Raw genomic sequence first — 12,473 nt, 5'->3', positions numbered from 1 at the left:
TAAATTTACGGATTATAAAAAAGTAAACCACTCAATATGTAGAGTGGTTTAGGTGATTTAAGAAAACAATTATTAAGCTTTTCTGCTTTTTTACAATCATTATAGAAACTTATGTTTGAAATCCTAATTATATTTTTACGAAAAAATTAAGATTTTGGCTTTTCATATTTTTTTAATGGAGAGTCTGTTTTATAAAGTACTTTTCCTGAAGGGACTACTTTACTAGAGCCTGATAAATGGCTTTCTTGGTCATCAAAAAAGATGTGAGCACCAAATGCTTTTAGAACTTTATCCTTTGATAATCCTCCCATGAAATATGCTTCGTCAACATATACTCCCCAATTTCTTAATGTTTTAATAACGCGCATATGGCTAGGAGCATTTCTGGCAGTTACAATTGCTATTCTTAACGGAGTTAACTCAATTGTGGTGGGTAGGAAATCTTGAATTTTTGATAGCTTTCTAAGTAATTCAGCAAACGGTCCGTCATTTAATGGTATATCTTCATTTTTAGCTTCATGTTCATGAAAAGCTTCAATACCATGTTCTTTATAAATTTGTTCTGATTCTTCAGAGAAAACGACAGCATCGGCATCAAATGCAAATTTTACTCTGTCAATTTCTGGAATGAAATCTTGAGGTGCATCATACAATAAGGCAGTTGCACAATCTGATGTATCACTTAGGGTTTGTACATCTTTTTCATCTTTAGATAGAAATAAGTCAATATCAAAAGCGTCAATGAATGGAGAAAGTGGCTCTCCACCAGAAAATGCGGCTCTTGTTATTGGTAATTCATAATGTTTTATTGACTTTAAAACTCGTACTCCAGTTTCAGGACTATTCCGAGACATCACTACCACTTCTACAATTTTTTTTGATGCAATATCATTAAGTTTTAAAAGGCTTTGGATTAATGGAAATGCTGTTCCTTTTTCAAGCAAATCATTTTCATGTTCTAATTGATATTTACGAAATGCTTCTATATTCTCTGTCTCAAATATTTTATTCTCTATTTCTAAATTAAATAATGCTCTGGAAGAAACTCCTACAACAAGAATTTCAGAAAAATCTATTGCCATGCTGAATTTTTAGGTTAGTTTTTATGTATTGTTAAATTTGAATGTTATATTCAAATTTTATATTACTAAGTTATGAATTGTTTGCAAAAGTAATTTTTGTAAAGTTATAATATCATAAAGAATGTTCCTTACGGAAAACCATAAAACAAAAAACCGCTCCATAAAGCAGAGCGGTTAGTATATTAGTTTGCCACGGTCGCTGACCATCATTCAATTTCAATTTTGTTGTATGCTATCCAGCGTTTCAAATTTCCAACCATTCTTTTTAAATGATCTTCATTGAGGAAAATATTTGTCCAATAGTCAAATCTGTCGCATTGTACACTGATGTAGTAGATCATAATGGCTAAACAGGCGAATGGTAAAAACTGCTTTTCTTCGTTGCTGATCTCAGTAACTGTTTCGTAACCTTTCAAAAAACTTTCTGCTTTTTCTTGATATTCTTCTTCGTTTAAATGAGTGGCAAGTAACTGGAACATAAAATAAGAAATGTCAAAACATAAATACCCGTTGCCACAAAAATCAAAGTCAAAAAATGTTATTTCCTTTTCATCATCAATATGTAAATTATCAAACCAAACGTCCAGATGAACACTCCCATGTCTCATTTTCGATAGGTCGTTATTTTGGAATTTCAGCGTTAAAAAAGCAGAGAGTTTTTCTAAAAATTCAATTTCGCTGATGTTTTTATGAAAGAATTCTTTTATTCTGGAAACCGGCTTTATAAGCAGATTCTCACTAGTGTAAGACATCCTGTTGAGTTCAAAACCTTCTGTAGATTGATGAACTTTGGCCAATGCCTGCCCGATGAGAAAACTTGTCTGCGATGAAAACTTTGCAGTCTTTGTTCCTTTGGCGTATGAAAACAAAACACCAAATCTTTTTCCTTCCGGTGCTTCAATTTCCTGAATGTACTCGTTTGATTTGTCTTTTATTGGATAAGCAACCTGCCGGTTATTTTCTTTTAAGTGAAGTAAAAGTCTTAGCTCTTCTTCAATTTCTGATTTTGTCCGCCAATCACAAGTATAGATTCTAAAAACATATTTGTTTTCGCTGTCGTGAACGATGTATAAATGGTTCATGGCAAGTCGAAATATGCTGCATTCGGTTTTGTCACTTAGTCCATATTGTTGTTGAATAAGTTTCCCGAGTGCGTTCGGTGAAAGCGTGCTATTTATTGTGGGAAATTTCTCTGGCATTAATTCTTCGTTTATCTTTGGTTATAGTCTTCTATAATGGCTGTTAGCATTCAAATTTACGCATTGCGCCATTATATATTATATGCAATTGGGCTAATGACGTTTTGATTTTAGGTATCTATTTGTCAATCATTAAATTAAAATATACCATTTCCTTAAGGAAAATCATAATTCAACCAAAAAACCGCTCTACAAAAAGTAGAACGGTTAGTATATTAAATTGTCTCAACGACACGTTGTTACATCATTCCTGGCATTCCACCACCCATTGGCATAGCTGGTTCAGCGCTCTTTACTTCAGTGATTACACATTCAGTTGTTAAAAGCATTCCAGATACAGAAGCTGCGTTTTCAAGGGCAACTCTTGTTACTTTAGTTGGGTCAATGATTCCTGCTTCAAGCATGTGAACATACTCGTCAGTTTTTGCGTTGTATCCGAAGTCTCCTGTTCCTTCTGCTACTTTAGCAACAATTACAGAACCTTCACCACCTGCGTTAGCAACGATTTGTCTTAATGGCTCCTCGATTGCTCTTTTCACGATTTTGATCCCTGTAGTTTCGTCAGGATTGATTCCTGTAAGGCTGTCTAAAGCAGAGATTGCTCTTACTAAAGCAACACCACCACCTGCAACGATACCTTCTTCTACAGCTGCTCTTGTAGCGTGTAGCGCATCATCTACTCTGTCTTTTTTCTCTTTCATTTCTACTTCAGAAGCAGCACCTACGTAAAGTACAGCAACACCACCAGCTAATTTAGCCAGTCTTTCCTGAAGTTTTTCTTTATCATAATCAGAAGTAGAAGTTTCCATCTGAGCTTTGATCTGAGCTACTCTTCCTTTGATTTTCGCTTCGTCACCACCACCGTTTACAACCGTTGTGTTGTCTTTGTCGATCGTTACTTTCTCAGCAGTTCCAAGCATATCCAAAGAGATGTTTTCCATAGTGAAACCTTGCTCTTCAGAGATCACCTGTCCACCTGTAAGGATCGCGATATCTTCTAACATTGCTTTTCTTCTGTCTCCGAATCCCGGAGCTTTTACAGCAGCAATTTTAAGAGAACCTCTTAGTTTGTTTACTACCAAAGTAGCTAAAGCTTCACCTTCAACTTCTTCAGAGATGATCAATAAAGACTTACCACCTTGTGCAATTGGCTCAAGAACTGGTAACAATTCTTTCATTGAAGAGATTTTCTTCTCTACTAAAAGGATATATGGATTTTCTAGTTCAGCTAACATTTTCTCAGGGTTAGTCACGAAGTAAGGTGACTGGTAACCTCTGTCGAACTGCATACCTTCTACAACATCTACCGTTGTATCGATACCTTTAGCTTCTTCTACAGTGATTACTCCTTCTTTTCCAACTTTTCCGAAAGCTTCAGCGATCAAAGCACCAATAGTCTCGTCATTGTTAGCAGATACAGAAGCTACTTGCTTTACTTTATCTGTAGAATCTCCCACAGCCTGAGACTGTGCTTTAAGGTTTTCAACAACTGCAGATACTGCTTTGTCGATCCCTCTTTTAAGATCCATTGGGTTAGCACCAGCAGCTACGTTCTTAAGACCTTCTCTTACGATAGCCTGTGCTAATACAGTAGCGGTAGTAGTACCGTCTCCTGCGATATCATTAGTTTTGGAAGCCACTTCTTTTACCATTTGCGCTCCCATATTTTCTACTCTGTCTTCAAGTTCGATTTCTTTTGCAACAGACACACCATCCTTAGTTACGTGTGGAGCACCGAAAGATTTTTCGATGACTACGTTTCTTCCTTTAGGACCTAAAGTTACTTTTACTGCATTAGCCAATGCATCTACCCCTCTCTTTAGAGCGTCTCTTGATTCAATATCGAATTTTATTTCTTTTGCCATGTTGTTTAGCTTTTGGCGAATTGCTTATAGCTTTTAGCTTTGCGAATTCGTTAGTTTAACTTTATTTTTTTAATTTCCATTGAGCCTGTTCCATAAGGTTACAAGCTTCTTTTTTAGTGTTGTCAACTCTTCCAAAAGATTTTGGTAATCATTTTCATGAATATATCCTAAGTCTTTAGCAAGAATTAATTGGTTTTCAGCTTCATTGGATGATCCCAGAGCAATATTGATGAAATTGGCAAATTCTTTATCTGAATTTCTACCACTTCCTTCTGAAATATTATATCCAATAGATGCAAATGATCTTCTGATTTGAGAGGTAAGTCCAAAAACTTCTTCTTTCGGAAAATTTTTGGTTGAAGTATAAATCTTTAAAGTCAATTGATGACTTAGCTGCCATACTTCAAATTTTTTGAAATCTCTCATAGGTTAATTTTCATATAGAAAAAAGCCATTTGCCAGAAGCCAATAGCGAGAAGCTTATCCGATGATTCCTAATAAATCAGCCTCTCTTACGATTAAATAGTCTTTTCCTTCAAGCTTTAATTCAGCTCCTGAATATTTTCCATAAAGAACTTTGTCACCTACCTGAACCGTTGTAGGCTCGTCTTTTTTACCAGGACCTACTGCTACTACAGTACCTTCTTGCGGCTTTTCCTTTGCAGTATCCGGGATAATAATACCTGAAGCTGTTTTAGTTTCTGCTGCGATTGGCTCTACCAGAACTCTGTCTGCCAATGGTTTAAAGTTTACTGACATAATATATTTAATTTTTTAATTATTTCTGTCTTCTAATTCTCTAAATGTATGCCATGAGACGCTGATGGATGAAATGGCAGATTTTTATTTCCGAATGTGAAAAATTGGCAGAAAAATTATTTTTTGCGGGCCGGAAATCCGAAGAGATAGCTGGTAGCTACAGGAACTACAAACAAGAGAACAGTAATGGCGGAAACCAGAATTTCCATGGTATGGCTGGCTAAAAACTGAGCAAAAGCTGTAGCAGGGTAGAAGTGTTCGTATAATGACAAACTTAGTTTAACTCCTAAAATAGCAATCACAATAAAAGCGGCGGTTTCAAGAAAAGGGAATATCTGCATCAGACGGACAAACCATTGAGCAATAAACCTCATGGCTAAAATTCCTATAAAAACACCCAGCGTAATCAAAAGTAAATTGTCTGAAAATGCTACGGCAGCAAAAACATTATCGATAGAAAAAGCAAGATCCATTACTTCCACAATGGCAACCGTAGCCCAGAAATGCCCTAGCAGCCCAATTGAATTTTTATACAGCCAGCTGGATTCTTTGTCAGGATTTTCCTCCTGATTTTCTTCATCATTTGTGTTTTTTATTTTTTTGATAAACCAGTCAACAGAAATATAGAGCAGGTACAGTCCTCCCAATGGTTTCAGCCACCATACGGAAATCAGGACGGATGCAAAAATAAGGGCCAGTCCGCGAAATACATAAGCTCCAAGGATTCCGTATTTTAATGCTTTTTTTCTTTGATTTTCGGGCAGATCCATTACGATGGTTGCCAATACAGCAGCATTGTCTACGGAAAGAAGACTTTCTATAAGGATAAGATTGCCGATAATGGCTATAGATTTTGCAGGGTTTTGTAAAATGTCATTGAAAAGGTGGGTAAAATCAGGAAATATCATTTTTTAAAGAAATAGTATTTTGGTTAAGTTTTGAAATAATGGCAGCAGAAACTGAAATGCCTATGAAATTGGTCACAGATCTGGCTTCATTCATAAAGCGGTCTACACTGTATAACAGGGCAAGATCTGTGGTAGGGATTTTTCCAAACCGGCTTAAGGTAAACATCAGAGCAAGGAAGCCCGATCCGGGAACTCCGGAAGCTGTTTTGGAAGCAATGGAAATCGTTATAAAAAGCCAGAAATAATCAATTGGCGTAAGGGAAATATTGTAAAGCTGAACGAGGAAAATACATGAAATCGAAAGATAAATACATGCTCCTGCCAGATTAAAATTGTATCCGAGGGGAATGATAAGACGAAGAATTTTTCGGTCATAGCCCTGTGATTCCATTTTATCAAAAATCATGGGGAACGCCATCTTGGAAGAAGAAGTGGCTACTACCAGAATGATTTCTTCTTTGATGCTGATCAGAAAATCCCAAAGGTTAATTTTAAAGTAAGCTGTAATAACTCCTAATATTCCGAAAATGAAAAATACACTCGTAAGGTATACTGTAGCAACAATTTTACTTAATGGCAATAAAGTATTAATGCCGTATACTGAGATTCCATATGCGATATTACAGAAAATGACTATCGGAAGAAATATATAAACATACTTAATGAGTTTGAAAAACAGGTTTCTTCCTGAATCTATAACTTTAAGGATGTTATTCTTTTTCTTAGAAAGACCAATCAGGACTCCTGCTGATATGGATATTAAAAGAAAAAGTACATAATTGCTGATGTGTAAAGGGTTTGTGGTTTTTGCCAAGAATCTTTCAGGAAGCGCTTTATGAGAAGAAATGATAATTCCCGTATTGGCTCCAGGTTTTAAAAGAAGCCCTGAGCCGATTCCCAATAAAATACTGATGGAAGTGATGATTAGGAAATAGATCACCATCTGGCTTACAATTTTAAATGCATTTTTAGTGCTGAAAATATAGCTTACTCCATACGTTACTGCAATGAAAATAACGGGAATAATCAAAATCTCCAGAAGCATGAAAAAATAACTGCTTACCGTTTCCAGATGTTTACTGACTTCCGGAAAATAATAGCCCGTTAATGCTCCACAGATAATAGCTGTGAACACATACAGGGTAAGGTTTCTTAAATAGGAGTCTGTAAATGTTTTTTGCTTAAAAGGTTTCATCATCCACTTTTTATATGATAAGATTACAAAATTCAAAGATATAATCTTATATAATACCAAGAGCCAATGCGCTCAGCAACATTACGATTGATGATCCTATGGCCCATTTTAAGGTGAATTTCAGGTGGTCAGAGAATTCAACGCCTGCCAGTGAAACCAGCAGATAAGTGGAAGGAACCAATGGACTTAATAGATGGGAAGCCTGTCCCACAAGACTGGCACGTCCCAAAATATCCGGAGGGATATTCAGCTGGCTGCCCGTTGCTGTAATCACGGGTAATATTCCAAAATAATAGGCATCATTGGTAAGGAAAAAAGTCAGCGGTACACTGAATATTGCGGTGATTACATTCAGATAGCTGCCCCAGGTTTTAGGAACGATGCTGATAATACTGTTTCCCATAGAGTTCATAATTCCGGTACCATTTAAGATTCCTGTAAAAATTCCTGCCCCGAAGATCATTCCTGCTACAGATAAGGCATTCCCTGCATGTTTTGAAATGATTTTCTGTTGGTCTTTCAGTTTCGGATAATTAATCAGGGAAGCGATACAGAAGGCAATCATAAAGGCAATTCCCAAAGGAATAATATCAAGGATCATCACGCAAAGCAGAATAATAGTCAGAATCAGATTGATAATAATAAGCTTGGGACGTCTTAGTTCCGGATCATTTTCACCGGCAATATCCTGTCCGCTGTATTTTGTATATTTTCCATGCTTGCTTATTCTTTTTTTCTCTCTGACTCCTAAAATATAGGCAACAAAAAATACCCATACCAACCCGATAAGCATTACCGGAATCATAGGGACAAATATTTCTGTATGCCCCAGTTTCAGAGAGCTCATTACTCTTGCAGTAGGTCCGCCCCATGGTAAAATATTCATAATACCACCTGCCAGCATAATAATACAGGTAAGAACCAAAGGATTCATTCCCTGTTTTTTATAAAGCGGGAGTAGTGCTGCCACTACAATAATATAAGTGGAAGAGCCATCGCCGTCTAAAGAAACCAAAGTGGTGAGAAGGGCGGTTCCGATAGTTGTTTTTACAGGATTATCTCCTACAGCCTTTAATATGACATTCACAAGCGGTTCAAAAAGTCCTGTGTCAATCATCAGACTGAAGTACAGAATGGCAAAAATCAGCATAACCCCCGTAAGCGCTATTTCTTTTACTCCTTCTTTCATCATTTTTCCCAGGTCCGGCCCGAATCCTGCTACTACAGCTATCAATACAGGTACAAGTACCAAAGCCGTAAGCGGAGTCATCTTTTTGTTCATGATGAGAATCATGAAGATGAAAATCATTAAAAAACCAAGAAATGTAAGCATAGTTTTATGTAAATATTAATGAGGTTATTGTTGTTTCTTTTTTCTCCAGTCAAAATTGTTTCTGAAACCTATAAATCCGTAATTACTTGTTTTTCTGGTTTCCAGTTGATTGATAAAGGCAAGCTCCAACGCAGAATTTTTTCCTAATTTTATTCCAAGACCTGCCGTAATACGATTACTGTCGAAAGGTTCCAGCTTATCAACATTCATTCTTATTTCATTTTTAAGAATGCCGTAGAGTTTTTCCTTTTCTCCTTTTTTATTGAAAGGAATTCTGACGGAGATGAGGTATCGGATTCTTACTTCAAATTCATCCGGATTACTGATGAAACGTTCCTCAACTCTAAGACGGTTGGAGATTGACGTTCTGCCAATGTAATAATCAGCGGTTACCTGTTGAAAAGGTCTTTTTTCATATCTTATTTTTTTAGAATCGTCAGCATTATAAGATTCAAGGATCAAAAACATAGCTCCTGCAGCTGGTTTTATGTTTTCCACCACTTCATAATCTACATAAGCATTCACCAGAAAAAGTCTTGTATCATAAGCCAGGTCGAAAGAGCGGTATTGGGTAAGTGCAGTTAAAGTACTTTTATCGGTAATCTTTGCCGACATCAGGTACTGAAACCACATATTATAATTGTCTTTGCTCTGACTGTGTAAAAGGCCATTTATCAAACAAAATGATAAAATAAGCGTTAATTGTATATTAAGTTTCATGTAATATTTGATTAATATTGCGGTTTCTCAAATATATTTATTCGAAATAACGGGCCCGGATTTTTTCAATCAATGACAGTTTTTCTCAACGAACTGCATTTTGAGACAAAAAGATATTATATTTGATGCGTTTCAAAATAAGGTATGGACTATGTTTTTAATCATTAATTTTATTATTATATTATTGATTATCAGGATTTTATTTAGCGGTAAGATTCTGGAAAGTCTTATGAAGTACCGTTGGAAGTTCTTGTTGAGGTTTCAGCATATATTTTTCCTTTTTATCTTCATTTTGATGACTTATTTCACCGAAAACTACTTCCTGGATTCAACTCAGTTGGTAATAAGCATTATTTTGAATACAATTTTCAATGTGGGAATCTATTATCTGGTATATTATTATCTTGTTCCCCGGTTTTATTTATCCAATAAGTACCCTGAGTTTATCCTTTATGCTTTAATCTGCTTTTTGGTGTCCAGTCTTTTCAGGATTTTGTGGGAGCCTGCGGTTTTTCAGATGGATTTCAGCGAAAAAGGCTATCATGTAGGTTTTCTTTATAATGTCTACATTTCACAGGGGATCATTATTCTGGTGGGATCTTTTTTGGGGATTACCAAAGACAAATTTTTAATAGAGCAGGATGTAATCAGTCTTGGAGAAGAGAAAGATCAGCTTTATCTTGATTTGCTGAAGTCTAAACTGAATCCTCATTTTTTACTGAATACTCTTAACAATATATATGCGAACAGTTTTACACATTCGGAGAAGACCTCGGATTCTATTTTGCAGCTTAGTAAACTTCTGAAGTATATTATTTATGACAGTGGGAAAGAAAAAGTTACGGTTTCTCAGGAGTTTTCTTCCCTGAAAGCGCTTGCCGCTTTATATCAGCTTAAATATAATAACCAGCTTGACATTGTCATGGATATTGAAGAGCAGGATGAATTTGACATTGCTGAAATCCCGTCTGCTATCCTTCTTACTTTATTTGAAAATGCTTTAAAACACTCAGCAATAGGAGAGGATGCCCATGGTTTTATAAAATTATTCTGTAATATTGAGCGCTCTGAACTGTATTTTGAAATTATAAATTCTGTAGGGAGAGATAGAATTCATGCAGCTGAATCTGAATATCACGGATTGGGTAATGAAGCAATTATTCATATATTGGAAAAATTTTATCCTGATCACTATGAATTTTATTCCGGACCGAAAGAGAATGATCAATATAAAATTGCTTTAACAATTACTATCAATGGCTAATCTGACTATCGTTAATGTAGATGATGAGTATCCTGCATTACAGCTTGTAAAACAATATTGCGATCAGCTTGAAGATGTTGAGCTGCTGGCTTCATTTCAGAAACCGGAAGAGGCACTGGCGTTCTTGAAAGCCAATAAAGTAGATCTGGTTGTTTTCGATATCAATATGCCTGGTATGAATGGTGTAGAACTTCTGCAGCAGCTTCCTGATCCGCCTTTGTGTATTTTCCTTACCCTTGAGACAAAATATGCGGTGAAAGCATTTGAACTGGATGTGGTTCATTATCTTATCAAGCCTGTGGATTTTGATACCTTTAAAAAAGCAGTCAATAAAGCAAGGGATTTTGTTCAGTTTAAAAGCTCGGCAGGCAGTAAGCAACAAGAAGATTTTATTATGTTCAAATCCAATTATGTGATGAATAAAGTTTTCCTTAAAGATATTCTTTGGATACAGGGATTCGGTGAATATATCGTACTGATGACTCCATTGAAAAAGTATATGATTTTGGAGAGAATGTCAAATTTTGAAGAGAAATTTCAGCATTTCGGATTCATCAGAATTCATAAGTCTTATATTGTATTATCAGATCATATCAATTCTTACAATTCCGGACATGTTTTCCTGAAAAATGGAGAAGAACTTCCATTGGGAAGAACCTATAAAAAGAATTTAAAAGCACATTTAAGCTAAAAAAATAAAGCCGGAAATTTCCGGCTTTATTCAAAATTGTTATCTGATGACAGAACTATGGGCAATATTGTCCCGGTCCGATCCAAAGGATACATTGTCCTTTGTAATTGTACTCACAGCAAAAGCGTCCTGCTGCTCCGCCATTGATTGTTTTCTGAGCATCTCTGCTTAATAATTTAGCGTTTTTCATAGTTAGAAATATTTTGATTTGTACATCCTGAGCATTTAAAGTCAATCAGGATTTTGACATTTGGTGTAAAAGAAGTGGATCAAAGATACTATTTTTTCTATATTATGTGAAATATTTTATTCTGTTTTTTTAAAATAAAATTTTGATTATCAGGTGTAAAGAGAAGATGATGGAAGATATAAAAAGAGAAAGCCGGACAGTTCCGGCTTTATTCAAAATTGTTATCAGATCATAGAACTAAGGACAGTTTTGTCCCGGTCCGATCCATAAAGTACATTTTCCGTTATCGTCGCGTTCGCAGCATACAATTCTGGCAGCAATTCCGCCATTGATAGTTTTCTGAGCATCTCTGCTTAGTAATTTGGCATTTTTCATAAGTAATATTTTGTTTTTTTGGATCCTGAGAATTTACTGTCAATCAGGTTTTTGACATTTGGTGTTATGATAATTCAAATATAAAACTTTTTAAGTCAGGTTGTTATATTTTTTGTAGACGAGAATAAGGTGTTCGTATTTAATCTTCAGTAATTTATTGAATCATTTCCAAAGACATCTTTCTCCCTGCCATATCCATGTCTTGTTTCAAGATCTTTCTTGTTACTGGATCAATGTAGTAGGTAGTTGTAGAGGTTTTGCCGCTGATGTCATCATTTGTTTTTACCGCCCAGACAGGTTTCCCTTTATACTCTGTTTTTTTGGTATCCAGAATGTAAGCTTTCATCATCCCTTTTTTTTCAGATTTAGGGTTGTAATCAAAAATTGAAATTTCAGCGGTATAATTTTCTTTCAAGGGAAGATATCTTATGAGCATTGCATAGCTGCTGCTGTCAAAATAATGAGCTGCAGGGATATCAATAACATCTTTTTTCTGAGATTTTTTATCAAGATAATATCCTGTCACTTTGTCTTTGCCGGATTTGAGTGCCATATCTCTGTTGATGTTGTAAGAAGAATGATAGATAGGTGCAAAATTAGATGTTTTTACAAGGGTAGAGTCAGTCCATTTTGCATCAGGAGCTTGTTTCATTTTTACCATTGTTTTGATGAGGAGGTCGGTTTTGTTCAATCTTTTGATCTCTGTAATGATGGTTCCTATTTCTATTTTTGTGTCTGCTTTTTCAGTATACCATACCGCTTCAGTAGTTTCATCCCTTATTAGTTTTGAGTTGATCCCGGAATTTTCCGGATTAAGTAGATTTTGCGCAAAAAAATTAGCACTACTTAGTATTAAAAGGAAAAGAATAGCTCTCATGATCTTTTTAATAAT

Annotated in this window: 14 protein-coding genes; 2 read left to right on the top strand and 12 right to left on the bottom strand. The window is 35.5% G+C overall.

Going from position 1 to position 12,473, the window contains the following annotated elements; translation table 11 throughout:
• Positions 1–146: 146 nt before the first annotated feature.
• The 9 genes from DYR29_RS12170 to DYR29_RS12130 all read right to left on the bottom strand — a co-directional run bounded on the left by DYR29_RS12170 (position 147) and on the right by DYR29_RS12130 (position 8,974).
• On the bottom strand, positions 147–1,082 hold the full coding sequence (locus DYR29_RS12170) for a 5'-nucleotidase (RefSeq protein ID WP_213277089.1): 936 nt from the start codon (positions 1,080–1,082) through the stop codon (positions 147–149).
• Between the two features lie 206 nt (positions 1,083–1,288).
• The gene (locus tag DYR29_RS12165) at positions 1,289–2,164 is read right to left on the bottom strand and encodes a phosphotransferase (protein ID WP_249413491.1); all 876 of its coding nucleotides are present in this window, start codon (positions 2,162–2,164) and stop codon (positions 1,289–1,291) included.
• Between the two features lie 356 nt (positions 2,165–2,520).
• On the bottom strand, positions 2,521–4,146 hold the full coding sequence (gene groL, locus DYR29_RS12160; RefSeq protein WP_213277087.1) for a chaperonin GroEL: 1,626 nt from the start codon (positions 4,144–4,146) through the stop codon (positions 2,521–2,523).
• A gap of 69 nt (positions 4,147–4,215) precedes the next feature.
• Positions 4,216–4,572: a four helix bundle protein gene (locus DYR29_RS12155; protein WP_213277086.1), complete on the bottom strand. Its 357-nt coding sequence runs from the start codon at positions 4,570–4,572 to the stop codon at positions 4,216–4,218.
• 54 nt (positions 4,573–4,626) lie between these two features.
• Positions 4,627–4,905, bottom strand: a complete 279-nt coding sequence (locus tag DYR29_RS12150) for a co-chaperone GroES (RefSeq protein ID WP_034696138.1) — start codon at positions 4,903–4,905, stop codon at positions 4,627–4,629.
• A 116-nt stretch (positions 4,906–5,021) separates the two neighbouring features.
• Positions 5,022–5,813: a TerC family protein gene (locus DYR29_RS12145; RefSeq protein WP_213277085.1), complete on the bottom strand. Its 792-nt coding sequence runs from the start codon at positions 5,811–5,813 to the stop codon at positions 5,022–5,024.
• Positions 5,800–7,011, bottom strand: coding sequence for a cation:dicarboxylate symporter family transporter (locus DYR29_RS12140; RefSeq protein ID WP_249413490.1), 1,212 nt, complete (start codon positions 7,009–7,011; stop codon positions 5,800–5,802). The genes DYR29_RS12145 and DYR29_RS12140 overlap by 14 nt, the downstream gene beginning before the upstream one ends.
• Before the next feature lie 43 nt (positions 7,012–7,054).
• Positions 7,055–8,341 (bottom strand): CitMHS family transporter, encoded by a 1,287-nt coding sequence (locus DYR29_RS12135; protein ID WP_213277084.1) that lies wholly within the window; start codon positions 8,339–8,341, stop codon positions 7,055–7,057.
• Positions 8,342–8,365: 24 nt separating this feature from the next.
• A complete protein-coding gene (locus DYR29_RS12130) occupies positions 8,366–8,974 on the bottom strand; it encodes a DUF2490 domain-containing protein (protein WP_249413489.1) in 609 nt (202 codons plus the stop codon).
• 442 nt (positions 8,975–9,416) lie between these two features.
• Here DYR29_RS12130 and DYR29_RS12125 point away from each other — a divergent pair, with 442 nt between their 5' ends.
• On the top strand, positions 9,417–10,325 hold the full coding sequence (locus DYR29_RS12125) for a sensor histidine kinase (RefSeq protein WP_249413488.1): 909 nt from the start codon (positions 9,417–9,419) through the stop codon (positions 10,323–10,325).
• Positions 10,318–11,016 carry a LytR/AlgR family response regulator transcription factor gene (locus tag DYR29_RS12120; protein ID WP_213277081.1) on the top strand — a complete coding sequence of 233 codons (699 nt, stop codon included), beginning with the start codon at positions 10,318–10,320 and terminating at the stop codon, positions 11,014–11,016. Before DYR29_RS12125 ends, DYR29_RS12120 begins: the two co-directional genes overlap by 8 nt.
• 55 nt (positions 11,017–11,071) lie before the next feature.
• Here the strand turns inward: DYR29_RS12120 and DYR29_RS22940 are convergent, their stop codons facing one another.
• From DYR29_RS22940 to DYR29_RS12110, 3 genes are all read right to left on the bottom strand, one after another.
• Positions 11,072–11,206 (bottom strand): hypothetical protein, encoded by a 135-nt coding sequence (locus DYR29_RS22940; RefSeq protein ID WP_262484587.1) that lies wholly within the window; start codon positions 11,204–11,206, stop codon positions 11,072–11,074.
• A gap of 237 nt (positions 11,207–11,443) precedes the next feature.
• Complete coding sequence (locus DYR29_RS12115; RefSeq protein WP_167498910.1) at positions 11,444–11,581, bottom strand: hypothetical protein; 138 nt, start codon at positions 11,579–11,581, stop codon at positions 11,444–11,446.
• Between the two features lie 154 nt (positions 11,582–11,735).
• Positions 11,736–12,458 (bottom strand): hypothetical protein, encoded by a 723-nt coding sequence (locus DYR29_RS12110; RefSeq protein WP_213277079.1) that lies wholly within the window; start codon positions 12,456–12,458, stop codon positions 11,736–11,738.
• Positions 12,459–12,473: the final 15 nt, after the last annotated feature.

Origin of the sequence: Chryseobacterium indologenes, from assembly GCF_018362995.1 — a bacterium.
GTDB lineage: Bacteria > Bacteroidota > Bacteroidia > Flavobacteriales > Weeksellaceae > Chryseobacterium > Chryseobacterium indologenes_G.
This window is presented reverse-complemented; position numbering and strand designations above follow the sequence as displayed.